This is a genomic window from Kitasatospora sp. NPDC004745, from assembly GCF_042873275.1.
In the GTDB taxonomy this organism is placed as follows: Bacteria; Actinomycetota; Actinomycetes; order Streptomycetales; family Streptomycetaceae; genus Kitasatospora.
This window is the reverse complement of record NZ_JBIALK010000009.1, coordinates 199,914-226,738: the sequence shown is the minus strand read 5'-3', so window position 1 is coordinate 226,738 and position 26,825 is coordinate 199,914. Positions and strand designations below refer to the sequence as shown.

General features: G+C 73.4%; 17 protein-coding genes. 12 read left to right on the top strand and 5 right to left on the bottom strand.

The window, feature by feature from the left end; genetic code table 11:
• Positions 1-96: 96 nt before the first annotated feature.
• From mtrA to ACFYUY_RS18200, 3 genes are all read left to right on the top strand, one after another.
• The gene (mtrA, locus tag ACFYUY_RS18210; protein WP_030061806.1) at positions 97-774 is read left to right on the top strand and encodes an MtrAB system response regulator MtrA; all 678 of its coding nucleotides are present in this window, start codon (positions 97-99) and stop codon (positions 772-774) included.
• 70 nt (positions 775-844) lie between these two features.
• On the top strand, positions 845-2,872 hold the full coding sequence (gene mtrB, locus ACFYUY_RS18205) for an MtrAB system histidine kinase MtrB (RefSeq protein WP_387901573.1): 2,028 nt from the start codon (positions 845-847) through the stop codon (positions 2,870-2,872).
• Entirely contained in the window at positions 2,847-4,718 is a 1,872-nt protein-coding gene (locus ACFYUY_RS18200) for an LpqB family beta-propeller domain-containing protein (RefSeq protein ID WP_360218113.1), read from the top strand. The genes mtrB and ACFYUY_RS18200 overlap by 26 nt, the downstream gene beginning before the upstream one ends.
• A 97-nt stretch (positions 4,719-4,815) precedes the next feature.
• On the opposite strand, the gene ACFYUY_RS18195 is transcribed toward ACFYUY_RS18200, so the two are convergent.
• Positions 4,816-5,583, bottom strand: coding sequence for a ComF family protein (locus ACFYUY_RS18195; RefSeq protein ID WP_387901570.1), 768 nt, complete (start codon positions 5,581-5,583; stop codon positions 4,816-4,818).
• A 370-nt stretch (positions 5,584-5,953) separates the two neighbouring features.
• Between ACFYUY_RS18195 and hpf the strand changes: the two genes are divergently transcribed.
• Positions 5,954-6,646: a ribosome hibernation-promoting factor, HPF/YfiA family gene (hpf, locus tag ACFYUY_RS18190; RefSeq protein ID WP_360218110.1), complete on the top strand. Its 693-nt coding sequence runs from the start codon at positions 5,954-5,956 to the stop codon at positions 6,644-6,646.
• Positions 6,647-6,850: 204 nt separating this feature from the next.
• Positions 6,851-7,609 (top strand): response regulator transcription factor, encoded by a 759-nt coding sequence (locus tag ACFYUY_RS18185; RefSeq protein WP_360218107.1) that lies wholly within the window; start codon positions 6,851-6,853, stop codon positions 7,607-7,609.
• A 19-nt stretch (positions 7,610-7,628) separates the two neighbouring features.
• On the opposite strand, the gene ACFYUY_RS18180 is transcribed toward ACFYUY_RS18185, so the two are convergent.
• Positions 7,629-8,834, bottom strand: a complete 1,206-nt coding sequence (locus tag ACFYUY_RS18180; protein WP_387901568.1) for a winged helix-turn-helix domain-containing protein — start codon at positions 8,832-8,834, stop codon at positions 7,629-7,631.
• A gap of 125 nt (positions 8,835-8,959) precedes the next feature.
• Complete coding sequence (locus tag ACFYUY_RS18175; protein ID WP_360218101.1) at positions 8,960-9,577, bottom strand: GNAT family N-acetyltransferase; 618 nt, start codon at positions 9,575-9,577, stop codon at positions 8,960-8,962.
• A 242-nt stretch (positions 9,578-9,819) separates the two neighbouring features.
• Here ACFYUY_RS18175 and secA point away from each other — a divergent pair, with 242 nt between their 5' ends.
• Positions 9,820-12,582, top strand: a complete 2,763-nt coding sequence (secA, locus tag ACFYUY_RS18170; RefSeq protein WP_360218098.1) for a preprotein translocase subunit SecA — start codon at positions 9,820-9,822, stop codon at positions 12,580-12,582.
• A gap of 152 nt (positions 12,583-12,734) precedes the next feature.
• Here secA and ACFYUY_RS18165 read toward each other — a convergent pair whose 3' ends face one another.
• Complete coding sequence (locus ACFYUY_RS18165; RefSeq protein WP_360218095.1) at positions 12,735-13,280, bottom strand: Rv3235 family protein; 546 nt, start codon at positions 13,278-13,280, stop codon at positions 12,735-12,737.
• Between the two features lie 339 nt (positions 13,281-13,619).
• Between ACFYUY_RS18165 and ACFYUY_RS18160 the strand changes: the two genes are divergently transcribed.
• The 6 genes from ACFYUY_RS18160 (at position 13,620) to ACFYUY_RS18135 (ending at position 23,732) form a co-directional block, all read left to right on the top strand.
• Positions 13,620-14,747, top strand: a complete 1,128-nt coding sequence (locus ACFYUY_RS18160) for a patatin-like phospholipase family protein (RefSeq protein WP_387901564.1) — start codon at positions 13,620-13,622, stop codon at positions 14,745-14,747.
• Between the two features lie 149 nt (positions 14,748-14,896).
• Complete coding sequence (locus tag ACFYUY_RS18155) at positions 14,897-15,406, top strand: DUF6912 family protein (protein ID WP_360218089.1); 510 nt, start codon at positions 14,897-14,899, stop codon at positions 15,404-15,406.
• Between the two features lie 51 nt (positions 15,407-15,457).
• Complete coding sequence (locus ACFYUY_RS18150) at positions 15,458-16,117, top strand: HAD family hydrolase (protein WP_360218086.1); 660 nt, start codon at positions 15,458-15,460, stop codon at positions 16,115-16,117.
• Between the two features lie 167 nt (positions 16,118-16,284).
• The gene (gene pruA / locus ACFYUY_RS18145) at positions 16,285-17,910 is read left to right on the top strand and encodes an L-glutamate gamma-semialdehyde dehydrogenase (RefSeq protein ID WP_360218131.1); all 1,626 of its coding nucleotides are present in this window, start codon (positions 16,285-16,287) and stop codon (positions 17,908-17,910) included.
• 283 nt (positions 17,911-18,193) lie between these two features.
• Positions 18,194-23,140 (top strand): NAD-glutamate dehydrogenase, encoded by a 4,947-nt coding sequence (locus ACFYUY_RS18140; RefSeq protein WP_387901562.1) that lies wholly within the window; start codon positions 18,194-18,196, stop codon positions 23,138-23,140.
• A 70-nt stretch (positions 23,141-23,210) separates the two neighbouring features.
• Positions 23,211-23,732 carry a hypothetical protein gene (locus ACFYUY_RS18135; protein ID WP_387901560.1) on the top strand — a complete coding sequence of 174 codons (522 nt, stop codon included), beginning with the start codon at positions 23,211-23,213 and terminating at the stop codon, positions 23,730-23,732.
• Positions 23,733-23,793: 61 nt separating this feature from the next.
• On the opposite strand, the gene ACFYUY_RS18130 is transcribed toward ACFYUY_RS18135, so the two are convergent.
• Positions 23,794-26,643: an FtsK/SpoIIIE domain-containing protein gene (locus ACFYUY_RS18130; RefSeq protein WP_387901558.1), complete on the bottom strand. Its 2,850-nt coding sequence runs from the start codon at positions 26,641-26,643 to the stop codon at positions 23,794-23,796.
• Positions 26,644-26,825 lie beyond the last annotated feature (182 nt).

Here is a 26,825-nt window from a genome sequence, read left to right as displayed (position 1 = left end):
GGTATGGCCGGAAATGGACGCCCGGCGAGTTGGCCGTTGTGGAGCATTGGCACTGCTGTGCGGCAGGTCACAATCCGGTAATGAGAGGATGGACGCATGAAGGGACGCGTCCTCGTCGTTGATGACGACTCCGCACTGGCCGAGATGCTCGGCATCGTGCTGCGTGGTGAGGGTTTTGAGCCGTTTTTCGTCGCGGATGGGGACAAGGCGCTAGCCGCGTTCCGGGAGACCAAGCCCGACCTGGTCCTGCTGGACCTCATGCTGCCCGGCCGGGACGGCATCGACGTCTGCCGGCAGATCCGGGCGGAGTCCGGGATCCCGATCGTCATGCTGACCGCGAAGACCGACACGGTCGACGTCGTGGTGGGCCTGGAGTCGGGTGCCGACGACTACGTCACCAAGCCGTTCAAGCCCAAGGAGCTGGTGGCCCGGGTGCGCGCCCGGTTGCGCCGCGCCGAGGAGCCCACCCCCGAGCAGCTGACCATCGGCGACCTCGTGATCGACGTGGCCGGCCACTCGGTCAAGCGGGACGGCCGGGGCATCCCGCTGACCCCGCTGGAGTTCGACCTGCTGGTCGCGCTCGCCCGCAAGCCCTGGCAGGTGTTCACCCGCGAGGTGCTGCTGGAGCAGGTCTGGGGCTACCGCCACGCGGCGGACACCCGCCTGGTCAACGTCCACGTGCAGCGCCTGCGGTCGAAGATCGAGAAGGACCCGGAGCGCCCCGAGATCGTGGTGACCGTCCGCGGCGTCGGCTACAAGGCCGGACCCAGCTGACGTGACGCACCAGGCTGACGAAGCCCCGTCGGGTACCGCGACCGACGGGGCCGACTCCGTTCGCGGGTCCGTGCTGAGCTCGACCACCCGCAAGCGCCGCCGCGCGGCCGCGTACGCGTTGCTGACCCGGCAGCTGCGCCGCCCCACGCGCCGGGTGACCGCCCTCTACCGGCGGTCGATCCAGCTGCGCGTGGTCGCGGTCTCCCTGCTGGCCTCCATCGCGGTCGTCCTGGTGCTCGGCGTGGTCGTGGTGGCGCAGGTGCGCACCGGGCTGCTCGACACCAAGATGGCGGCCGCCCGCGAGCAGGCCAGGATCGGCTTCCAGGCCGAGCAGAAGAAGATCGACGAGGCGAAGGACCAGCGGGTGCGGGTCGGTGCCACCGCCGACCCCACCACCGAGGAGACCGGCACCTGGCTGCTGCGCCAGGTCAACGACCTGGCCGCGAGCGGGCAGACCGTCTACTCGGTGATCGCGATGGCCCCCGGCACCGACGCGATCGTCCCGGAGACCGGCTTCGCGCCCCGCTACTCGGGCGACATCCTGCCCAGCAGCGTCCCGGACACCCTGCGCGACAAGGTGTACACCGAGGCCGGCCAGATGTACGACCAGCCGACCCGGATCCAGCGGGCCGACGACCGGACCGAGCCCGGGCTGGCCCTCGGCATGCAGTTCAGCGGCCCGGCCGGCAACAGCTACCAGATGTTCTACGTGTTCTCCTTCGGCCAGGAGACGGACACCCTGAACCTGATCACCGGCACTCTGGCGACCGCCGGCGTGTTCGTGGTGATCCTCATGGGCGGCATCGCCTGGGTCGTGGTGCGCCAGGTGGTCACCCCGGTGCGGATGGCCGCCGGCATCTCCGAGCGGCTCGCCGACGGGCACCTCGAGGAGCGGATGAAGGTCACCGGCACGGATGACATCGCCCGCCTCGGGGAGTCGTTCAACCGGATGGCCAACGCCCTGCAGGCGCAGATCCGCCAGCTGGAGGAGCTGTCCAGGGTGCAGCGGCGCTTCGTCTCCGACGTCTCGCACGAGCTGCGAACCCCGCTGACCACCGTCCGGATGGCCGCCGACCTCATCTACGACAGCCGCGAGGACCTGGACCCGATGGCGGCCCGCTCGGCGGAGCTGCTGCAGGGCCAGCTGGACCGCTTCGAGTCGCTGCTGGCCGACCTGCTGGAGATCAGCCGGTTCGACGCCGGCGCCGCGATCCTGGACGCCGAACCGGTCGACCTGCGCGAGATCGTCGGCCGGGTGGTCGAGGCCGCCGAACCGCTCGCCGAGGCGAAGGGCAGCGCCGTGGTGATCCGCGGCGACGGCGAGCCCGTGCTCGCGGAGGTCGACTCCCGCCGGATCGAGCGCATCCTGCGCAACCTGGTGGTCAACGCGCTGGAGCACGGCGAGGGCCGCGACGTGGTGGTCCGGCTGGGCTCGGCCGACGGCGCGGTCGCGGTCGGCGTGCGCGACTACGGCATCGGCCTCAAGCCCGGCGAGGCGTCCCGGGTGTTCCACCGCTTCTGGCGGGCCGACCCGTCCCGGGTGCGGACCACCGGCGGCACCGGCCTCGGCCTGTCCATCGCGGTCGAGGACGCGCACCTGCACGGCGGCTGGCTGCAGGCCTGGGGCGAGCCCGGCGGCGGCTCGCACTTCCGGCTCACCCTGCCCCGCACCCGCGGCGGCGAGATCAGCCGGGCGCCGTTCCGGCTGGAGCCGGAGGACTCCCGCAACAACCGCGGTCTGGGCGCCTACGGCACGCCGTACCGGCGGGCGATCAGCCCGTCCGGTGCGACCGCGCTGACCGTCGCCGAGGAGCAGGCGGAGACGCCGGAGGGGCCGGTCAACGGCTTCGGCAGCGGGCTCGGCGGGGTGCTGAACATCGGCCCCGGCCTGGGCCAGAGCCGGCTGCCCGTGGGCCCGCGCGCGGACCCCTCGGACGTGCGGACGGCGGGGGCCGGGTACGGTGCCACCGGCGCCCAGGTGATGGTGGACCCGACGCCGGGACGGCCGTCGGTGGCACAGCGGACGGCGGAGCCGGACGTGATGGGCGGGACGGACCTGGAGGGGTCGCAGCGTGCGAAGGACGAGCAGCGGGACTGAGCCGCGCTTCACGGCGGTGGCCGGCATGGTGCTCGGCGCCCTGCTGGCGAGCGGCTGCGCGGCGATGCCGGACTCCGGTGGCATCTCCAAGGTGGAGCTGTCCCAGGGGGCGGCGGACCGGAACCTGCAGGCCAGGGTCTACCCGGTGGCGCCCGCCAAGGGCGCCAAACCGCGCGCCCTGCTGACCGGCTTCCTGGACGCGGTGACCGCCGACGAGGGCTACGAGACCGCGCGCAAGTACCTCACCGAGGAGGCCGCGGCGACCTGGAACCCGGACGCCGGGATCCAGGTGCTCGCCGCCGCCACCCCGAACCTGCCGTCCGGGCAGGACGTCACCGACACGGACACCATGGTCTCCGCCTCGGTGACGGGCCAGGTGATCGCCAGGATCGACGAGAAGCAGTCCTACGTCCTGGTGGACGGTCAGCGCGACATCTCGTCCGACTTCACCTTCGTCCGGCAGAAGGACGGCGAGTGGCGGATCGACAAGCTGCCGGCCGGCGTGATCATGAACGAGACCAACTTCCGGAACAGCTACCGCCAGGTCGACCGGTTCTTCTACACCTCCCCGGACCCGTCCGCGGTGTCCACCGGCAAGGCCGACCAGGAGGTGCTGATCGCCGACCCGATCTACCTGCGGCGCCGAATAGACCCGCTGACCATGGCCGCGAAGGCCCTGGTCGCCGGGCCCTCGAACTGGCTCGCGCCGGTCGCCCGGACCGCCTTCCCGAGCGGCGCCCGCGTCGACCGGGTGACCGTCGACGACAGCCGGGTCGCCCACGTCCAGCTCGGCGGGGCCGACACCACCGACGGGGTGTCCTGCCGCCGGATGGCGACCCAGCTCTTCTACACCCTGGCCGACCAGGGCAAGGGGCAGGTCGAGCGGCTGGAGCTGAAGGGGCAGCGCGGCAGCTGCGCCGTCTCGCGCAGCGACGTGCAGGCCACCGGGCCCGGCGCCCTGGCCGGGCCGCCGCCCGCGCAGCAGTACTACCAGCGCGCCGACAACGGCGTCCTGATGGTCACCGAGGAACAGCGCAACGGGGACCCGGTGCGCGGCGTCCTCGGCAAGCCGCAGCCGGCCGGCAAGCCCGCACTCGGCACCGTCGCGGTCAACCGGGACGGCTCCTGGGCCGCCGCGATCAGCGGCGACGGCCACCAGCTCTACTCGGTGCCGCTCTCCGACAACGCGGTGGCGCTGCCCGAACCGGTGCTCGCCACGCCGGTGCGGACCGCCGACAAGGAGGACGGGCTGGCCTCGCCCAGCTGGGACGGCCGCGGCGACCTCTGGGTGGTGGACCGCAACCCGCAGGCCCCGCGGGTGGTGATGGTCCGCGGCAACAAGGCCTACCCCGTGCCGGTCGAGAAGCTGGACGGGCAGACCGTGCAGGCGATGAAGATCTCCTCGGACGGCGCCCGGGTGGCACTGGTGGTCAAGACCGCCGGTGTGCCCAGCCGTTCGCTGATGTTCGGCCTGGTGGTGCACGGCGGGACCCCGGAGGCGCCCACCGCGAAGATCGTCGGGCTGCGCCGCGCCGCGCCCTCGCTCACCGACGTCGTCTCGGTCTCCTGGGCGGAGGCGGACCAGCTGCTCGTGCTCGGCAAGGAGGCCGACCGGATCCAGCAGCTGCACTACATCAGCACCGACGGCTCGCAGAGCACCGACGGCCCGCTCCCGGGCGCCGACAGCATGCTCACCGTCTCGGCCTCCGAGTCCCGCTGGAGCGCGCTGGCGCAGGCGCCGCCGGTGCTCGCGGTGGCGGTGGGGAAGATCTACCGTCTGATCGGCAATCAGTGGCGGGAGGTCCCGCTCACCGACAAGGCGGGGTCCTTCTTCTACCCGGGCTGACCCGGGCTGACCCGGGCTCACCCGGGCCGATCCCCTCGGCCGCCTCGATCCGCTCCGCCCGGCCCCCGTGGCCGGGCGGCGGCGGTTCCGGGGCCGCTCAGCCGGGCCGGCGCGGGCCGGCCGTTCCCGTTGCTCCCGTCGCTCCCGTCGCTCCCGTCGCTCCCGCCGCGGCGACCGCGGCGCCCGCCCGGGCCGGCAGCCCGGCGTCGGCCAGCGCCCGGGCCGCCTCGGCCAGGCTGGCACCGGTGGTCACCAGGTCGTCCACCAGGACGGGTTGACGGCCAGCCAGGGCCCGGCCGGCGCGCGGCAGCACCGTCAGCGCACCGTGCAGGTTGCGGCGGCGCTCGGCCGCGCCCAGCCCCGCCTGGTCGGCGACCGGGCGGGCGTGCCGCAGCAGCGGCTCGGCCCGGACGTCCAGGCCGGCCCGGCGCAGCGAGCGGGCGGCGGCCCCGGCCAGCCGCAGCGTCGGGTCGTGGCCGCGGGCGCGGACGGCGGCCCGGGTCGAGGGCATCGGGACCAGCAGCAGCGGCGCGGCGTCGGCCCGCGGACCCAGCGAGGAGCGGACGGCCCGGCCGAGCGCCTCGCCGAGCGGCCCGGCCAGCCGCAGCGCGCCGCGCTCCTTGTGCGCGAGCAGCAGCTGTCGGACCGGGTCGGCGTACGGGGCGGCGGCGTGCACCCAGGGCAGCGGGGTGGGGCCGGGGAGGGCGGTGGCCAGCGCGAGCCGGCAGACCGGGCAGAGCTGGCTCCGTTCGGCGCCGCAGCCCGCGCAGCGGGCCGGCAGCAGGACGTCCAGCAGCCCGGCCAGTGCGTGGCCGAACGGCCCTTGGGCGGGGCGCGGACGGGTGGGTGCGGGAGTGGTCGGCACGGCTGCTCCTGGCGGCGGCAGGCACGAAGAGTGAGCAAAGGATGCGCCGTACGGGGGGTGTTGTCCAGGTATTCACCCATGCTTCACTCGCAGGAGGGTAGAGAGGGTGGAACAGCTTGACCGCCCTGCCCGCAGTACGGGGTGATACCCGTGTCCTCACCTGGGGAGGCGAAAACCCCGTGTGAGGTGTTCGATAAGCCCACAGGGGGTTTCAACCGTCCCTGGTGGGGAGGAAGTGAGGTGAGGGCCAGTCGTTTCCGTCGCTGGCGGCGGGGGCGGGGGGCCGGCAGTGGATGGGCTGGTCCAGCTGGGTCTCAGCCCGATCCGGTAGCACCCGGATCGGCGTCAGCACGAGGGATCGGAGTTCTGCGTGGACATCGTCGTCAAGGGCCGCAAGACCGAGGTGCCCAAGAGGTTCCGCGAGCACGTGGCCGAGAAGCTGGAGAAGGTCCAGAAGTTCGACGGCAAGGTGATCAGCCTCGACGTCGAGGTGTCCAAGGAGCACAACCCGCGGCAGGCCGACCGGTCCGAGCGGGTGGAGATCACTCTCCGTACCCGTGGGCCGGTGATCCGGGCCGAAGCCGCCGCCGGGGACCCGTACGCGGCGCTCGACCTGGCCTCGGCGAAGCTCGACGCACAGCTGCGCAAGTCGGCTGACCGGCGTCGGGTGCACAAGGGCGGCAACGGCCGCACCCCCATCAGCGTCGCCGAGGCGACCGCGCCGCTGGCCGCGCTGCCGCTGACGGCCACGCCGGAGAGCGAGACCAACGGCGCCGTCCGCAAGACCATGATGGGATCCCTGGAGGTCGAGGGCGAAGGCCCGCTGGTGGTCCGGGAGAAGACCCACCCGGCCGCCCCCATGGCGCTGGACCAGGCGCTCTACGAGATGGAGCTGGTCGGCCACGACTTCTACCTCTTCGTGGAGAAGGACAGCGGCCTGCCGAGCGTCGTCTACCGCCGCCACGGCTACCACTACGGTGTCATCCACCTGCAGACCGACTCGTCGGCCGGCTCGGGTAGTGGAGCGGGCGGGGCGATCGGGGCGAACGGCGACGAGGACTGACCGTCCGAGCAGTGATGGAGAGGTGACCCCGGTGGCTCCGGCCGCCGGGGTCACCGGCGTTCCGGGCCAGGTCGGCTCGAACCGCGCTCGAGGAGCGGCCCGGGGGGTCACCCGATGCGGAGCGATCGGCGCCGGAGGGTGACCGCGGCGGCTGCGGGGCGTGGAATGATTGGCGCACGACGACCCGCGAAGGGGGAGGAGCGGATGGGGGATCACTTCGGGCTGGGGCCCGCCAGGGGGCCTGCCGCCGGACTGTCACCGGGGCCGGAGGAGGAACCCGCGTACGCGCCGCACCGGGGTGAGCCGATCCGCGTGCTGGTGGTGGACGACCACGCGCTGTTCCGGCGGGGGCTGGAGATCGTGCTCGCGGAGGAGCCGGACATCAAGGTCGTCGGCGAGGCGGGGGACGGCGCCGAGGCCGTGCTGAAGGCCGCCGACCTGCTGCCCGACATCATCCTGATGGACGTGCGGATGCCGCGGCGCAGCGGGATCGAGGCCTGCACCGCGATCAAGGACGTGGCGCCCAGCACCAAGATCATCATGCTGACGATAAGCGACGAGGAGGCCGACCTCTACGAGGCGATCAAGGCCGGAGCCACCGGCTACCTGCTGAAGGAGATCTCCACCGACGAGGTCGCCACCGCGATCCGGGCGGTCGCCGACGGGCAGTCCCAGATCAGCCCCTCGATGGCCTCCAAGCTGCTCACCGAGTTCAAGTCGATGATCCAGCGCCGCTCCGACGACCGGGACCTGGTGCCCGCACCCCGGCTCACCGACCGGGAGTTGGAGGTGCTGAAGCTGGTGGCGACCGGGATGAACAACCGGGAGATCGCCAAGGAGCTGTTCATCAGCGAGAACACCGTGAAGAACCACGTGCGCAACATCCTGGAGAAGCTCCAACTGCACTCCAGGATGGAGGCCGTGGTGTACGCGATGCGCGAGAAGATCCTCGAAATAGGGTGACCGGGGCGGCGCCCGGGCCTCAGGCCGCCAGGAGCTTCTCCAGGGCCGGGCGCAGCCGCTCGTCGTGCAGGGCCTCGACCCGGACGGCGTCGCAGCCCACCCAGGCCGCCGCCTCGCGCAGGGCGGTGGCCAGGGCGTCCAGGTGCCGGGCGGAGTCCAGCGAGAGCTGACGGGCCACCAGGGTCCGGCCCTCGCGGGCCGGGTCCACCCGGCCGACCAGCCTGCCCCCGGCCAGCAGCGGCATGGCGAAGTAGCCGTGCACCCGCTTGTGCTTGGGCGTGTAGGCCTCCAGCCGGTGCGTCATGCCGAAGATCCGCTCGGTGCGCGCGCGGTCCCAGACCAGCGAGTCGAACGGCGAGAGCAGCGTGGTGCGGTGGCGGCCGCGCGGGGCGCCGGCCAGTGCGGTCGGATCGGCCCAGGCCGCCGCCGGCGCACCCCCGGGGCCCCAGCCGGCCACCTCGACCGGGACCAGCCCGCAGTCGCCGAGCACGCCGTCCAACTCCTCGGCGCGCAGTCGGTGGTAGTCCAGCAGATCGGCCCGGGTGGCCACGCCGAGCGCGGCACCGGCCTGGGCGACCAGGGTCCGCACACACTCCGCGTCGTCGGGCTCCTGGCCGAACAGTGCGTCGGGGACGGCCTGTTCGGCCAGCGCGTAGACGCGCTTCCAGCTCCGGCGCTCGGTGCAGACCACGTCGCCGAAGGCCAGGGCGCGCTCGACCGCGATCTTGGTGTCGGACCAGTCCCACCACTCGGCCGTCCGCTTGGCGCCGCCCAGCTCGGTGGAGGTCAACGGCCCCTCGGCGCGCAGCTTGTCGAGCACGTGCCGGTACGTCTCGGGGGTGACCTGGTGGCCCCAGAGGTGGCCGCGCTCGCGGTAGCGGCGGCGCCGGAAGGCGAACAGCGGCCACTCCTCGACCGGCAGGACGCAGGCGGCGTGCGACCAGTACTCGAAACTCGTGCCGGCACCCCAGTAGGCCGCCTCGACGGCCGGGCGGCCGACCGCGCCGAGCCGGGCGTACGGCACCAGCTCGTGCGAGCGGGCCAGCACCGAGATGGTGTCCAGCTGGACGGCGCCCAGGTGCCGGAGCACGCCGCGCACCCCGCTCCGGCGGTCCGGTGCGCCGAGCAGGCCCTGGGCCCGCAGGGCGATCCGGCGGGCGTCGTCGGCGCTGAGGACGGTGACGGGCGGGCCGGCGGGGGCGCCGGCGGCAGGCAGGGCGGTCATGTCCGCGAGGGTAGTCGCGGGCACCGACAACCGGGCGCCGGCCGGGGGCGGGGTGCGGGGTGCGGGGTCCGGGTGCGGCCCGGGGCCCGGGTGGGCGGCGGGCGCCGGGTGCGGTGGTACCGGGCTCAGACCCGGCGGTCGGCCGGCCCCGCGGCGTCGAGGAGGCCCGGGACGTCCGGGAGGTCGGAGGCGAGCAGCGAGGCGACCCAGGCGTCGCGGAAGGTGCCGCGCTGCTCGGCGTACGAGCGCAGGGTGCCTTCGAAGCGGTAGCCGACCCGCTCGGCGACCGCGCGGGACGCCTCGTTGCCGACGTAGGCCTGCCACTCGAGGCGGCGCAGGCCGAGCTCGAGCAGCCCGTGCCGGGCGACGGCGCGGGCGGCCTCGACGGTGTAGCCGCGCCCGCGGAACTCCTTCACCGCCCACCAGCCGACCTCGGCGGAGCCCCGGTCGCCGGGGCGCAGGACCAGCCCCTGGGTGCCGACCAGGGCGCCGGACGCGCGCTCGAACACGCACCAGATCAGGTTCCCGCCGGTGCGCCGGCCCTCGGCGGCGAGGTCGTGGACGAAGTACTCCGCGTCCTCCCGGCGGTACGGGCTGGGCACCACCGTCCAGCGCTGGATCTCCTCGTCCTGGCAGGCGGCGTGGACCGCGTCCACGTCCGAGGCCTGCGGGGGCCGCAGCAGGAGGCGGTCGGTGGTGAGGGAGGCGGGGTCGCCGCCGGGGCCTTCGACGTCTTCTTCCATGCCGGGATTATTCCGACGGAAGGGGAATTCGGTCATCCGAATATGCGGCCAACTCCCGGGTGGGCTGACCGGTTTGCCCCGGTGGGCGGTGCTATCGGTCCAACTGCTCGGGCGGGTGACACGGGAATAGCGTGCTGACGCACCTCCCGGGGCATTGGACTCCTCGCATACGATGGCCCGTGCGGTGGGGTGGACCCGCCGTGCAGTCGTCCAGTGCCAATACAGGCAAGGAGCCCGCTCAAGTGTCCGTCTTCGACAAGATCCTGCGCGCCGGCGAAGGCAAGATCCTTCGCAAGCTGCAGCGGATTGCTGCCCAGGTCAACTCCATCGAAGAGGACTTCGTCAACCTCACCGACGCCGAGCTCCGCGCGCTGACCGACGAGTACAAGCAGCGGCTCGCCGACGGCGAGACCCTGGACGACATCCTCCCCGAGGCCTTCGCCACCGTCCGCGAGGCGGCCAAGCGCGTCCTGGGCCAGCGGCACTACGACGTCCAGCTGATGGGCGGCGCCGCCCTGCACCACGGCTACGTCGCCGAGATGCGCACCGGCGAGGGCAAGACCCTCGTCGGCACCCTGCCCGCGTACCTGAACGCGCTCACGGGCAAGGGCGTCCACCTGATCACCGTCAACGACTACCTCGCCGAGCGCGACTCGGAGTGGATGGGCCGGGTGCACCGCTTCCTGGGCCTCGAAGTCGGCGTGATCCTGGCGAACATGACGCCCGCCGAGCGCAAGCAGCAGTACGCGATGGACATCACGTACGGCACCAACAACGAGTTCGGCTTCGACTACCTGCGCGACAACATGGCCTGGTCGAAGGACGAACTCGTCCAGCGCGGCCACAACTTCGCCGTCGTCGACGAGGTCGACTCGATCCTCATCGACGAGGCCCGCACCCCGCTGATCATCTCCGGCCCGGCGGACCAGGCGACCAAGTGGTACGCCGACTTCGCCAAGCTGGTGCTGCGCCTGAAGGTCGACCGCGACTACGAGGTCGACGAGAAGAAGCGCACCGTCGGCATCCTGGAGGAGGGCGTCAGCCGGGTCGAGGACTACCTGGGCATCGACAACCTCTACGAGTCGGTGAACACCCCGCTGGTCGGCTTCCTGAACAACGCCATCAAGGCGAAGGAGCTGTACAAGGCGGACAAGGACTACGTCGTGATGAACGGCGAAGTCATGATCGTCGACGAGCACACCGGCCGCATCCTGGCCGGCCGCCGCTACAACGAGGGCATGCACCAGGCGATCGAGGCCAAGGAGGGGGTGGAGGTCCAGAACGAGAACCAGACGCTGGCCACCATCACCCTGCAGAACTTCTTCCGCCTGTACGACAAGCTCGCGGGCATGACCGGTACCGGCACCACCGAGGCCGCCGAGTTCCACCAGATCTACAAGCTCGGCGTCGTCCCGATCCCGACCAACAAGAACCCGCTGCGCATCGACCAGCCCGACCTGATCTACAAGTCGGAGCCGGCCAAGTTCGCCGCCGTGGTCGAGGACATCGCCGAGAAGCACGAGAAGGGCCAGCCGGTGCTGGTCGGCACCGTGTCGGTCGAGAAGTCCGAGTACCTGTCGCAGGAGCTGCGCAAGCGCGGCATCCCGCACGAGGTGCTGAACGCCAAGCACCACGAGCGCGAGGCGCAGATCGTCGCGCAGGCCGGCCGCAAGGGCGCCGTCACCGTCGCCACCAACATGGCCGGCCGCGGTACCGACATCATGCTCGGCGGCAACGCCGACCACCTCGCCGCCGCCGAGCTGGCGCAGCGCGGGCTGACCCCGACGGACACCCCGGAGGAGTACGAGGCCGCCTTCCCGGCCGCGCTGGAGAAGGCCAAGGCTTCGGTCAAGGCCGAGCAGGACGAGGTCAAGGAGGCCGGTGGCCTCTACGTCCTCGGCACCGAGCGGCACGAGTCCCGCCGGATCGACAACCAGCTGCGCGGCCGCTCCGGCCGTCAGGGCGACCCGGGCGAGTCCCGCTTCTACCTGTCGCTGGGCGACGACCTGATGCGCCTGTTCAAGGCCGGCATGGTCGAGCGCGTGCTGTCGATGGCCAACGTCCCCGAGGACGTGCCGATCGAGTCGAAGATGGTCACCCGGGCGATCGCCTCCGCGCAGACCCAGGTCGAGCAGCAGAACTTCGAGATCCGCAAGAACGTCCTCAAGTACGACGAGGTGCTGAACCGCCAGCGCGAGGTCATCTACGGCGAGCGCCGCCGCGTGCTGGAGGGCGAGGACCTGCAGGAGCAGGTCGGCCACTTCATGGACGACACCGTCGCGGCCTACGTCAAGGCGGCCACCGGCGAGGGCTTCGAGGACGACTGGGACCTGGAGAAGCTCTGGTCCGCGCTCAAGCAGCTCTACCCCGTCACCCTGGACCTGGAGGAGCTCGAGGAGGAGGCCGGCGGCACCGCCGGGCTGACCCCGGAGTTCCTGACCAAGGCCATCCAGGAGGACATCCAGGCGCAGTACGGCGCCCGCGAGGACCAGCTCGGCGAGGAGATCATGCGCGAGCTGGAGCGCCGGGTCGTGCTGTCGGTGCTGGACCGCCGCTGGCGCGAGCACCTCTACGAGATGGACTACCTCCAGGAGGGCATCGGCCTGCGGGCCATGGCGCAGCGCGACCCGCTGATCGAGTACCAGCGCGAGGGCTTCGACATGTTCACCGCGATGATGGAGGGCATCAAGGAGGAGTCCGTCGGCTACCTGTTCAACCTGGAGGTCCAGGTCGAGCAGCAGGTCGAGGAGGTCCCGGTCGAGGACGCCGCGGTGATGCTCGACAAGCTGGAGAAGGACGCCGCCCGCCCGGAGATCAAGGCCAAGGGCCTGGAGGCCCCGAAGCCGCAGCGGCTGCACTACACGGCCCCCTCGGACGAGGTCGGCGGCGGGGTCATCGAGGGCGACTTCGAGGACCTGGCGCCGGAGGACGAGGGCGACGGGCTGACCCGCGCCGAGCGCCGCAAGGCCGCCAAGTCGGCCAAGGGCCGCCGCCGCAAGGCCTGATCGACCCGCAGGACGCCGCACAGGGCGCCGCTCCCGGACGGGGGCGGCGCCCTGCGCCGTCCGCCGCCGGGCCGCGCCGGTGTCCGGGCCGGTGCCGGTGTCCGCGCCGGGGCCCGTGTTCTCGCGCGCGGCCGGGGCCACGGCGGCCCGGCTCACCGGGCCTCCACGGCGGTGCACTGCCACTGCCCGGCCTGCCCGCGCTGCTCCAGCCGGAAGGCGACCATGTGGTGCCGCCGGCCGAGGTCGACCCGGACGCAGGCCTCCACGGCGTCCGGCGCGGGGGACCGGTCGTGCACAGGGCCGAGCCTGGGCCGGTCGGCGGCGCCGCCGCGGCGCAGCGCGCCGATCCGGACCAGGGACGCGAGCTGCCCGTAGCCGTCCAGGCTGGTGTGCCGCATCAGCTGGCCGGCGGGCCGGGCGCCGGTGAGCACCTCGACGAGCTGGTGGGCGAACCGGGAGGCGAGCGCGCGGGGGTCGTGGCCGCCGGGGCCGGGGCAGTCCGTGCGGGGGTGGCGGGGCCGGCGCCCGGCGGGGTGGTGGTCGTGGGCGGCCGGGTGGCTCCCGCGGGGGGCCGCGTGCCGGGCCCGGGTGGCGGGGGGCTGGGAGTCGGGGTGCTGCGTGGCCGGGTGCTGGGCGAGCGGGTGGGCGGCGGCGCCGTGCGGTCGGCGGTGCGGGCGGGGGCTCAGCGGTGCGGTCACGGTCGGCTCCTCGGTCGGGTGGTGCGGGTACGGAGGGTTCTAGTGGCCCCGTGCGTAGGGCGGCAAGGGCTTTCGCCGCCATCCGGGGACCAGTCGGAAAGTTCACCTATCCGGGTGAACCGGCAGTGCGGTGACGGGCCCGTGACCAGGCCCCGGGGCGCCCGGTTGACGTGCGGGAACGGCGCCTGCGGTCCGAAAGGGGACGCTCCGCCGCACCGGACCGGGTGATGCCGCGCCGCTGCCCCCGTTGCGCCGCCCGGCCGCCCGCGCGCACCATCGGAGCCTGACCGGGAACCGCGGGGAGCGGGCGAGCCGACCCCACGACGACGGGCGGACGCGATGACGACACGGGTGGCGGTGCCGTCCCCGGCGGCCGCGGGCACCTCCCCGCCCGCCGGGGACGCCCCCCGGCGCGGCCTGGTGCTGGGCGGCGGCGGGATGCTCGGCGCGGCCTGGACGATCGGTGCGCTGTGCGCCGTCGAGGAGGCCACCGGCCGGCGCCCGGGCGACGCCGACCTGCTGCTCGGCACCTCCGCGGGCGCGATCCTCGGCGCGCTGCTGGCCGGCGGGGTCGGCCCCGAGCAGCTGCGCGACCACCAGCGCGGCCTGCCGGTCACCGAGGGCCCGCTGGCCGGGGTGGCCTTCGACTACGAGACCTCCGTCGGCGGTGCGCTGCCGCCGCGACCGCGGCCCGGCATCGGCTCGCCCGGCCTGCTGCGGGACGCCGTCCGGCACCCGCGCGAGTACCCGCTGCTGACCATGGTGTCCGCGATGGCGCCGCACGGCCGCGGTTCGCTGACCCCGGTCGGCGAGCTGGTGCGCGGTCTGCTCGGCCCCGGTGGCTGGCCGCCGCCCGGCGAGGGCGGCGGCGCCAGGGTCCCGGCGCTGAGGGTGGCCGCGGTGGACTACCGCAGCGGATACCGGGTGGTCTTCGGCGACCCGGACGCCCCGGCGGTCGCGGTCGCCGACGCGGTGATGGCCTCCTGCGCGATCCCCGGCTGGTTCGCGCCGGTGCGGCTGAACGGCTCGGCGTACGTGGACGGCGGCTGCTGGTCCGCCACCAACGCCGACCTGCTGCTCGGCCGGGGCCTGGACGAGGTCTACGTGCTCGCCCCGATGGCCCTGCGGCTGGGCCCGCCCGACGGCGGTCCGGCCGGCGCCGACCCCGTGCACCCGGTCGACGGGGCCGGGCGCGGCACCCTCGCCGCACTGCGCGAGTGGCGCGCCCGGGACCGTCCGCGCGGCGTCCTGGCCCAGCTGGTCAGCCGCTACCGCCGCGCCGTCACCCGGCAGCTGCTGCGCGAGGCCGCGCTGCTGCGGGCCGAGGGCGTGCGGGTGCGACTGCTCGCGCCGACCCTGGCCGACCTCGCCGTGATGGGCCCGAACATGATGGACCCGGCCCGCCGCGACCCCGTCCTGGAGAGCGCCCTGAGGACCAGCCGGGAGGCCCTGCGGGCCACCCGCTGAGCCGGGCCGGGGTGATCACGGGGGGCCGTGCGGCGCTTATTCTTGGGGCGCTGCACGTAGTGCCGCTGGACGAACCCCCGCCGGACGGACCCGGCAGGACGAACCCAGGCAGGACGAACCCCCGCAGGACGAACCGGAGAGTGCCACCGATGCGCGTGTACGTGCCCACCACCCTGACCGGCCTGGCGGCGGCGCACCCCGGTGGTGCCCTGGAGCCGTCCGCGGCCTACGCCGTGACGCCCGCGCTGCGCGAGTGGTACGTCAGCGACGACCTGGAGGAGCTGGAGTACGCGGCGCTGAACCGGGCCGCCCAGTCCTCCCTGCGCCTGCTGGCCGCCGACCCGGACGCCCCGCGCCGCCGGGTCGTGGTGGCGCTGGACGTCGCGGACTCGGCGGTCCGGCCCTTCCCGGGCGACGAGTACCAGGACCAGGCCTCGCTCGGCCGGGTGGTGCTGGCCGGCCCGCTGCCGCTGGCGAAGGCGGCGGCGGTGCACGCGGACGTCGCCGACGACGAGGTGGTCGAGGACGTCGCGGCGGCGGTGGCGGCGGTGTCCGCGGCCGACGCGGGCGACCAGGACGCCCAGTTCACCGTGGACGGCGCGGAGGACCACGACCTGCTCTGGTTCGCGACCCAGGAGATCCCGTCCCTGCTGGCCTGAGGTGAGCCGGGCCCTACCGGTTCGCCGGTGATCGGAGTTACCGTTCCCGGCGTGCGCACACACATCGTTTGGGACTGGAACGGCACGCTCTTCCACGACATGGAGGCGGTGCTCGGCGCGAGCAACGCCGCGTTCGCGACCATCGGCGTGGGGCCGATGACCCTGCAGGAGTACCGCGAGCAGTACGAGATCCCGATCCCCCGCTTCTACCAGCGGCTGCTCGGCCGGCTGCCCTCGGCGGAGGAGTGGCTGCTGCTCGACGACGCCTTCCACGCCCGCTACCACGAGCTGCGCCAGGAGTGCGGGCTGACCGAGGGCGCCCGCGAGCTGCTGGACGGCTGGGGGGAGGCCGGGCACAGCCAGTCGCTGCTGTCCATGTACGAGCACGAGAAGCTGCTGCCGCTGGTCGACACCTTCGGCCTCACCACCCGCTTCCTGCGGGTGGACGGCCGCAGCGGCCCGTCCGGCGGCCAGAAGGCCGAGCAGCTGGCCCGGCACCTGGCCGCGCTGGGCGAGCAGGTGGACCCGGCCCGGACGGTGCTGATCGGCGACGCCGCGGACGACGCCCTGGCGGCGCTGAGCGCGGGCGCCCACGCGGTGCTCTACACCGGCGGCTCGCACACCCGGGAGAAGCTGGAGCCGGTCGGCGTTCCGGTGGTGGACACCCTGGCCGAGGCGGTCGAGCTGGCCGGGCGGCTGGGGCAGGGCTGACGGGCGCGCCCCGGCCCCGCTCGACGGGCGCGGGCCGGTGCCCGTCGCGACGGCGGACGTGGCGGGCGCCACGTCCGCCGTCCGCGTGTCTGAACGCGCGGATCGCGCGGCGGCTGGTCAGGCTGGACTGACACCGGAGCAGTCAGCAGGACGGAGCCGCCATGCCCATCGACGCAGTCACCCAGGTACCGGACCCGGTCAACGAGCCCGTGCTGGGGTACGCGCCGGGCAGCCCGGAGCGGGACCGGCTGGTCCGCCGGCTGGACGAGCTGGCGGCCGAGCCCGTCCCGCTGCCGATGACCATCGGCGGCGAGCAGCGCTTCGGCTCCGGCGAGCGGATCGACGTCGTCCAGCCGCACCACCACGCGGCCCGGCTGGGGGTGCTCGGCAACGCCACCCGGGAGGACGCGCGGGCGGCGGTGGACGCGGCGCTCGCGGCCGGCCGGCAGTGGCGCTCGCTCTCCTTCGACGACCGGGCCGCGGTCTTCCTGCGGGCCGCCGAGCTGCTGGCGGGCCCCTGGCGGGAGACCCTCAACGCGGCCACCATGCTCGGCCAGTCCAAGACCGTGCAGCAGGCCGAGATCGACTCGGCCTGCGAGCTGATCGACTTCTGGCGGTTCAACGTGCACTTCGCGCGGCAGGTCCTGGCCGATCAGCCGGTCTCCTCGCCGGGCGTCTGGAACCGGGTCGACCACCGCCCGCTGGAGGGCTTCGTCTACGCCGTCACCCCGTTCAACTTCACCGCGATCGCCGGGAACCTGCCGACCGCGCCCGCGCTGATGGGCAACACCGTGGTCTGGAAGCCCGCGCCGACCCAGACCCTGGCCGCGCACCACCTGATGCGGCTGCTGGAGGCGGCCGGCCTGCCGCCCGGCGTGATCAACCTGGTCACCGGGGACGGCCTCCAGGTCTCCCCGGTCGCGCTCGCCGACCCGGCGCTCGCCGGGCTGCACTTCACCGGCTCCACGGCGACCTTCCAGTCGCTCTGGCAGACCATCGGCGCCAACATCGGCGGCTACCGGACGTACCCGCGGATCGTCGGCGAGACCGGCGGCAAGGACTTCCTGCTGGCGCACCGCTCGGCCGACCCGGAGATCCTGCGGACCGCGCTGATCCGCGGCGCCTTCGAGTACCAGGGCCAGAAGTGCTCGGCGCTCTCCCGCGCGTACCTGCCGCGCAGCCTCTGGCAGCGGATCAAGGACGAGCTGCTCGCCGAGGTGGACGCGCTCACGGTGGGCGACGTCACCGACCTCTCGAACTTCATGGGCGCCCTGATCGACCGGCGGGCCTTCGAGCGGAACCGGGACGCCATCGAGCGGGCCAAGGCCGACCCGACGGTCGAGCTGGCGGCCGGCGGCCAGTACGACGACGCGATCGGCTGGTTCGTCCGGCCGACCGTGCTGGTCTCCTCCGACCACCGCAACGAGATGTTCCGGACGGAGTACTTCGGTCCGATCCTGGCCGTCCACGTGTACGAGGACTCCCGCTGGGACGACGTGCTGGGCCGGGTGGACGCCGGGGCCCCGTACGGGCTGACCGGCTCGGTGATCGCCCAGGACCGCTACGCGGTGGCCCAGGCGGTGGAGGCCCTGCGGTTCGCCGCCGGGAACTTCTACATCAACGACAAGCCGACCGGCGCGGTGGTCGGCCAGCAGCCCTTCGGAGGGGGCCGGGCCTCCGGGACGAACGACAAGGCGGGCGCCGCCCAGAACCTCCTGCGGTGGACCTCGGCCCGGGCGATCAAGGAGACCTTCGTCCCGCCCGTCCGGTACGGATACCCCCACATGGGCTGAGAGTGAACAAGGGGTTCCGGTTTGGACATGGTGTCCAGGACGAACCGATCATCCTGCAGGTTTGCGCCTCCCTGTCCCTGTGCACCTTCGATTGATCCGGTTAGGCTGGCTGGCGTCGTCGGGTGGCTTCGCAAGACGAATCGTCCTACCCACTGCGAAGGTGTTTCATGCGCGCCATGGGGCCTTTTCAGTCGGATGGTGCGGCAGGATTGCGGGAGACCCGTCGGTGAACATCCACACCCGACCGAGTCACGCAACGGCGCGCGACAGGAGCCAAGAAGTCATGCAGACCAAGCTGGACGCAGCCAAGGCCGAACTGCTCAAGAAGGCAGCCGCAGCCGCTGAGAACAGCCAGGTGGGGGGAGCGGCGCCGGGGGAGGGTCTGAGCAACGGCGCTCTGACCGCGTACCTGCACCACTACTACCTCCACACCGCGCCCGAGGACCTGGTCGACTCCGACCCGGTCGACGTCTACGGCGCGGCGGCCTCCCACTACCGGCTGGGCCTCAAGCGCCCGCAGGGCACCGCCGAGGTGCGGGTCCACACCCCCTCGGTGGAGGAGAACGGCTGGTCCTGCGGCCACACCGTGGTCGAGGTCGTCACCGACGACATGCCCTTCCTGGTCGACTCCGTCACCAACGAGCTGTCCCGCCAGGACCGCGCGATCCACCTCGTCATCCACCCCCAGCTGGTCGTCCGCCGTGACATCACCGGCAAGCTGCTGGAGATCCTGGACGTCGACGCCTGCTCCCGCAGCCAGGCCGCCGGCGCCGAGTGGCCCGCCGACGCGACCGTCGAGTCGTGGATGCACATCGAGATCGACCGCGAGACGGACCGCGAGGACCTGCGCTCCATCGAGACCAACCTGCGCCGGGTGCTCGGCGACGTCCGCGAGGTCGTCGAGGACTGGAGCAAGATGCGCGAGAGCGCGCTGCGCCTGGCCGACGAGCTCGCCGAGGAGCCCCCGGGCGGCCTGCCCGAGCAGGAGGTCGGCGAGGCCTGGGAGCTGATGCGCTGGCTCGCCGACGACCACTTCACCTTCCTCGGCTACCGCGAGTACGACCTCGTCGAGCACGAGGGCGAGGAGGTCCTGAAGGCCGTCGCCGGCACCGGTCTGGGCATCCTGCGCGCCGACCCGCACAGCCACGACGACCGGCACCACTCGGTCAGCGAGGCCTTCGGCCGGCTGTCCGCGCCGGTCCGCGCCAAGGCCCACGAGAAGAAGCTGCTCGTCCTCACCAAGGCCAACAGCCGCTCCACCGTGCACCGCCCGGCCTACCTGGACTACGTCGGCGTGAAGAAGTTCAACGCCGCCGGCGAGCCGATCGGCGAGCGCCGCTTCCTCGGCCTCTTCTCCTCCGCCGCGTACACCGAGTCCGTCACCCGGATCCCGGTCGTGCGCCGCAAGGTCCAGGAGGTGCTGGACGCCTCCGGCTTCTCCAGCGAGAGCCACGACGGCCGCGACCTGCTGCAGATCATGGAGACCTTCCCGCGGGACGAGATGTTCCAGACCGCGGCCTCCGAACTGCTCTCCATCGCGACCAGCGTGCTCTACCTGCAGGAGCGCCGTAAGCTGCGCCTCTTCCTGCGCCAGGACGAGTACGGGCGCTACTTCTCCGCGTTCATCTACCTGCCGCGCGACCGCTACACCACCCGGATCCGGCTGCTGCTCACCGACATCCTCAAGGAGGAGCTGAACGGCGCCACCATCGACTACACGGTGTACGCCACCGAGTCGGTGCTGACCCGCCTGCACTTCGTGGTCCGGGTCGCCCCGGGCACCGAGCTGCCGCAGCTCACCGACACCGACATCGAGCGGATCGAGAACCGCCTGGCCGAGGCGGCCCGGTTCTGGATGGACGGCTTCCACGACCAGCTGCACCTCGAGCTGGGCGAGGAGCGGGCTGCCGAGCTCGGCCACAAGTACGCCAACGCCTTCCCCGACGGCTACCGCGCCGACTTCCCGCCGCGCACCGCCGTCTCCGATATCAAGCAGATCGAGGCGCTGCACGGCGACGGCGACTTCCGCCTCAACCTGTACCAGCCCGTGGGCGCCGGCGACGACGAGCGCCGCTTCAAGATCTACCGGGTAGGCGGCCCGATCTCGCTCACCGAGGTCCTGCCGGTGCTCCAGCGACTGGGCGTCGAGGTGCTCGACGAGCACCCGTACGCGCTGCGCCGCTCCGACGGCACCACCGCGTGGGTGTACGACTTCGGCCTGAAGCTGCGCGAGGCCACCGGGCTCACCGACGAGGCCCGCGAGCGCTTCCAGGAGACCTTCGCGGCCACCTGGACCGGCAAGGCCGAGAACGACGGCTTCAACGAGCTGGTCCTCACCGCCGGGCTGACCTGGCGGCAGGCGATGATGCTGCGCGCGTACGCCAAGTACCTGCGCCAGGCGGGCTCCACGTTCTCCCAGGACTACATGGAGGACGCGCTCCGCAACAACACCCACACCACCCGCCTGCTGGTCAACCTGTTCGAGGCCCGGCTGAGCCCGAGCCACCGTTCGGGCGCCCTGGAGCTGACCGAGGGCATCCTGGAGGAGCTGGCCGGCGCGCTCGACGAGGTCGTGTCGCTGGACGAGGACCGCATCCTGCGCTCCTTCCTGCACCTCATCACGGCCACCCTGCGGACCAACTTCTTCCAGCACGCCGCCTCCGGCGAGTGGCACTCCTACGTGTCGATGAAGTTCGATCCGAAGGCCATCCCGGACCTGCCGGCCCCGCGTCCGGCGTTCGAGATCTGGGTCTACTCGCCGCAGGTCGAGGGCGTGCACCTGCGCTTCGGCAAGGTCGCCCGCGGCGGTCTGCGCTGGTCCGACCGGCGCGAGGACTTCCGCACCGAGATCCTGGGCCTGGTCAAGGCGCAGATGGTCAAGAACACCGTCATCGTGCCGGTCGGCGCCAAGGGCGGCTTCGTCGCCAAGCAGCTGCCGGACCCGTCGGTGGACCGGGACGCCTGGCTGGCCGAGGGCATCTCCTCGTACAAGACGTTCATCTCCGCGCTGCTGGACATCACCGACAACCTGGTCGGCGGCGAGGTCGTCCACCCGGCCGACGTGGTCCGCCACGACGAGGACGACACCTACCTGGTCGTCGCCGCCGACAAGGGCACCGCGACCTTCTCCGACATCGCCAACGGCGTCGCCGAGTCCTACGGCTTCTGGCTGGGCGACGCGTTCGCCTCGGGCGGTTCGGCCGGCTACGACCACAAGGGCATGGGCATCACCGCCCGCGGCGCCTGGGAGTCGGTGAAGCGCAACTTCCGCGAGCTCGGCGTCGACACCCAGACCGAGGACTTCACCGTCGTCGGCATCGGCGACATGTCCGGCGACGTCTTCGGCAACGGCATGCTGCTCAGCGAGCACATCCGGCTGGTCGCCGCCTTCGACCACCGCCACATCTTCATCGACCCGAACCCGGACGCGGCCGCCTCCTACGCCGAGCGCCGCCGCCTCTTCGAGCTGCCCCGCAGCTCCTGGGACGACTACGAGAAGTCGCTGATCTCGGCCGGCGGCGGGGTCTTCCCGCGCAGCGCCAAGTCGATCCAGCTCAGCGCGCAGGCCAGGGCCGCCCTCGGCGTCGACGTCGCCCGGCTCACCCCGGCCGAGCTGATGAAGGCGATCCTGCAGGCGCCGGTCGACCTGTTCTGGAACGGCGGCATCGGCACCTACGTCAAGGCCTCCACCGAGACCAACGCCGAGGTCGGCGACAAGGCCAACGACGCCATCCGCGTCAACGGCGACCAGGTCCGGGCCCGGGTCATCGGCGAGGGCGGCAACCTCGGCTGCACCCAGCTCGGCCGCATCGAGTACGCCGCGGTGGGCGGCCCGGAGAGCACCGGCGGCTGGATCAACACCGACGCCATCGACAACTCGGCCGGCGTGGACACCTCGGACCACGAGGTCAACATCAAGATCCTGCTCAACCAGGTCGTCGCCGAGGGCGACATGACGGTCAAGCAGCGCAACACCCTCCTCGCCGAGATGACCGACGAGGTCGGCCACCTGGTGCTGCGCAACAACTACGCGCAGAACGTGGTGCTGGCCAACGCCGTCGCCCAGGCGCACAGCATGGTCAACGTCCACTCCCGGATGATCAACCGCCTGGAGTCGGCCGGCCAGCTCGACCGGGGCCTGGAGTTCCTGCCCACCGAGCGCCAGATCAAGGAGCGGCAGCAGAACGGCCGCGGGCTCTCCCAGCCCGAGATGTCCGTCCTGCTCGCGTACACCAAGATCACGCTGGCCGACGAGCTGCTCGCCACGGACCTGCCCGACGACCCGTACTTCCGCACCGCGCTGCACGACTACTTCCCGAGCGCGCTGCGGGCCCGGTTCGCCGAGGCGATCGACAACCACGCGCTGCGCCGCGAGATCATCACCACCCTGATCGTCAACGACACGATCAACCGCGGTGGCTGCACCTTCGCCTTCCGGCTGAAGGAGGAGACCGGCGCGACCTACGAGGAGATCGCCCGCACCCACACCGCCGCCCGGGCCGTCTTCGGCCTGGAGGAGATCTGGGGCGAGATCGAGGGCCTGGACAACAAGGTCCCGGCCCGCGGCCAGACCAAGATGCGGCTGCACTCTCGGCGCCTGGTCGAGCGCGCCACCCGGTGGATGCTCAACAACCGCCGCCAGCCGCTCGACATCGCCGGCACCATCGAGTTCTTCCACGACCGGGTCAACCAGGTCTGGGGCTCGCTGCCCAAGCCGCTGCGCGGCGAGGACCTGGCCTGGTTCGAGTCCGTCTACGAGGAGCTCGCCGCGGCCGGCGTGCCGGAGGAGCTGGCGACCCGGGTCGCCGGGCTGTCCTCGACCTTCCCGACCCTGGACATCACCGAGGTCGCGGACCGTTCCGGCAAGGACGTCGCGGACGTCGCCGAGCTCTACTACGACCTCGCCGACCGCCTGCAGATCACCCACCTGCTGGACCGCATCATCGAGCTGCCCCGGACCGACCGCTGGTCGTCGATGGCCCGGGCCTCGATCCGCGAGGACCTCTTCGCGGCGCACGCGGCGCTGACCGCCGACATCCTGGTCTGCGGCCCGGAGGGCGCCACCCCGGAGGAGCGCTACACCGCCTGGGCGGAGCTCAACAGCACGCTGCTGAACCGCGCCAAGAGCACCCTCGACGACATAAGGGGTTCGGACAACTACGAGCTGTCCAGCCTCTCGGTCGCGATGCGCGTCATCCGCACCCTGCTGCGCACCGGTTCGATGCGCTGACGGACGGCTGAACCGGCGGGGCCCGCGTCTTCGGACGCGGGCCCCGCCGGTTCGTTCGTGCCCGGATCGGATGGCGGCCGAGACGGACGCCCGCGCCAAGTCCGACGCCTACGTCGCCAAGCTGGACGAGGTCCTGGCGAAGCTGAAGACCCACGAGACGCTGCCGCCCGGCTCCTCGCCGCAGCAGATGATGGAGTACTACAAGCGGGAGAAGGTGCGGCTGGACCAGAACGCCGCCGACCAGGCGGAGCTGGACCGGCTCTCCAAGGACGCCAAGGCGCTCGAGACGGCCATCAGGACCCACGACCAGGCCTTCCTCACCACCGGCCGGGTCGGCTTCGGGACGAAGGGCCTGCGCGAACTCGTCGCCCCGGCCGGCACCCGGACCGCCGACGGCGTCGGCGCGGGCTCGACGGAGGAGGAGCTCAAGCGGGCCTACGACGGCAAGGGCCTCAAGCCGGGCAAGGACGGCAAGTACGAGCTGCCGGCCGAGGGCGTGCTCAGCGGCAAGGGCTGGGTGTACGAGTTCACCATGGACGGCGCAAAGGTCACCGGCCTCGCCCTGGTCAAGCGCGGCACCTACTGCTCCTGACCGCACCGGGCCGCACCCGCCCCTGCCGGGCCGCACCCGACCGGGTGCGGCCCGGAACCCCCTAGCGGGCGGCGGCGCGCTGGAGGGCGCTGGCCAGCAGTGCGAGGTCGGTGGGGCCGTTGCCGAGCTCGCGGACCGGGCGGCGGGCCGGCGGGGCACCGAGCTGCAGCGGGTCGATGGCGACGACGGTGGGCCGCAGCGTGGCGGTGCGCGGGATGCGGCCGCTGATCCGGGCGGTCTGGAAGGCGGTGACGCCGCCGTCCGGGAGGCGCAGGTAGCCGCGGCCCGGGGTGTCCTCGGGGAGGCCGGCGGCGTCGCCGAGGTGGATCAGCAGGTCGGAGTCGGCCGGGTCCTCGGTGCGCAGGGCGATCCGGAGCAGGGCCGCCTCGTCGACCTCGGTGCCGGCGCTCTCCTCCGGCCGGCCGGTGGCCACCGCGAGGTGGACGCCGAGCGGGCCGCCGCGGCGGGCGACGGCGGCGAGGGCCCGGGCCAGCGGGCGGCCCGCCGGCGAGGTGGGGGAGAGCAGGGCCTCGTAGTCGTCGACGACGACGACCAGCCGGGCGGGGACGGCACCCGAGGGGGCGGTCGCGGGCCGCGGGCCGTCGGGGCTGCGCGGCTGGACGATGCGCGGCGGGGCCGGGGCGGGGGCGCCGACGGTGGCGGGCACCGGGACGGCGTCCACGCCCGCGGCGAGGTCCGGCCGGCCGTCCAGGATCCGGGCGGCGTGCCAGGAGGCGAAGTCGAGGCCGTCGAACAGTCGCTCGCGCAGGGCGAGTTCGTCCTCCAGGGCCTCTGCGGCGAGCAGTGCGGCCCGCGGGTCGGTGGCGGCGTTGACCCGGCCGGTGACGTGCGGCAGCTCGGTGCAGCCGTCCAGGCCGTCCTCGGTGGCCCGGCCCTCGATGAGGGTGACGGCGAGGCGCTCCGGGCGTTCGGAGACGGCGAGCGAGGCGACCAGGGTGCGCAGCAGTTCGGTCTTGCCGGAGCCGCGGGCGCCGCCGATCAGCAGGTGCGGGCCGCCCGGGTCGGGGGAGGGCAGGGCGAGTTCCGGGTCGGCCAGGTCGAGGGTGCAGAGCTCGTCCCGGGTGGTGCCGAGCAGCGCGGTGGCCGCGCCGATGCCGCCGGCGTGCGCGGCCCAGCGGGCGGAGAGCTTGGCCGGGGTGACGGTGTCGAGCTGGAGCAGGTCGAGCAGTCGCAGCGCGTCGGGCAGCGGTCCGCGGGCGGCCGGGACGGCCTCCCGCAGCGGGGCGAGCAGGCGGGCGAGCCGCTCGGCCCAGGCGTCGGAGACGGCGTCCAGCGAGACCTCGTGCAGGGTCTCCCGGCCGCGGGCGACCGGACGGTCCAGCGAGAGGTGGGTGCCGACCTCTCCGGTGACGAGGGCGGTGGCGCCGAGGCCGCGGGGGAGCAGTTCGGGCTGTTCCGCGAGGCAGACCGGGAAGATGCCGACGGCCGGGCCCTGGCGCAGCAGCAGGTCGACCGCCTGCCGGGCGTGCTCGGTGGCCGGGCGGCCGTCGACCACGACGACGGTGGCGGGGTGGCCGCCGAGGCCGATCGGGCCGTTGAGCCGGGCGGTGAGTTCGTCGAGCCGGGCCGTCGCCTGCTCGTCGTCGAGGCCGAGCAGCAGGCGGCAGTCCTGGCCGTCCGCCGGCCGCAGGTGCGGCAGCCACAGGGCCCAGGCCCAGGTGTCGGCGCGTTCCTCGGGGGTGCGCGCCGGGTCGGCGTCGACGACGACGAGGCTGAGGCCGGTGGGCGGGTGCAGGGCGACGAGCTGGGCGACGACGGCGCGGGTGAGCGCGTCGAGGCGCGCTCGGGGGCCGCTGAGCCCGAGGCTGCCGGCGGTCTGCAGGTCGAGGGTGACCGGGACGGCGGGCAGTGTCGCGCCGGGCGCGGTGCCGGGGCCGCCGGTGGGGCCGCCCCCGGCCGGGGGGAGGGGGCGGTCGGCGGTGCCCAGGCGCAGGGTGAGCGCGTCGGGGTGGCCGGGGCCGCGCTCCCAGAGCCGCGGGCCGGGGCCGACGGCGTTGAGCAGCAGGGTGGCGAGGTCCGGCCAGCGCTCGCGCTGGGCGGCGGCCTGGCGGAGCCGGACGGCGGTGTGGTGGCGTTCGGCGCTCTCCTGGCCGGGCGGTTCGGCGGTGCGGCCGAGCCGCAGCGAGAGCAGGCCGCGGCCGCGGCCCGGGGTGGGTTCGGGGGCGGCGGGCGGCTCGGCCGGGGGCGGCGCGGGCCGGGCCGGGCCGGGGGCGGCGAGCTGGAGGTGGCCGTGGCCGTCGGGCACGGCGGCGCGGCCGCTGCCGGGGGCGTCGGTGCGGTCGGGGGTGGTCACCTGCAGGGTGGACTCGCCGATCCGCAGCAGGCCGCCGGGCTCCAGCGGGACGGCCTCCTCGGTGCCGCCGGGCGGCACGATCCGGCCGTCCAGGGTGGTGCCGTTGGTGGAGCCGAGGTCCCGGACGGTGATCCGGCCGTCGTCGGCGAGGTGCAGGGCCAGGTGCAGCCGGGAGACGTCGGGGTCGTCGAGCGGGACGTCGGCCTCGCCGGAGCGGCCGATCCGGATCTCGCGGCCGTGCAGCCGGTGCACGCCGCCGGCGTCCGGGCCGCCGACGACGCGCAGTTCGGCGACGGCGGGGGTGTCGTCGGGCTCGTCGGCGGTGGGGTCGGGCTCGTTGAGGCTGAGGACGGCGCCGTCGAGCAGCGGGGGGTGGCCGAGCAGGGTGTGCTCGTCCACCCGGTGCGCCCCGGCGTACAGGTGCACATGGGTGGCGGCCCGGGGCCCGCGCACGCCGACGGCGCCCGCGAGCGCGCCCGCGAGGGCGCCGAGCGCGGTGCCGACGGGCGCGGTGACCAGCACGTCCACGTAGGGGATGGCGGAGCCGGCGGCGGTCGGGCCGCTGCGCGGTCGGAGGACGGTCAGCCGGATCTGCATCTCGCCCGCGGGTCCCTTCTGCTGGTGTGGAGCCCGTCCGGTGGCGTCGCGGACGCGCGGGGCGGTCGCGGCGACCCTTTGGGCCACACGAGTGGCGAGTGTCCATCCTGCCATCCGTCACGGACAGTCCGCGCACGGTACCGGATTTGACGATCTTGCGATCACCGCCATGGTGGAGGCGA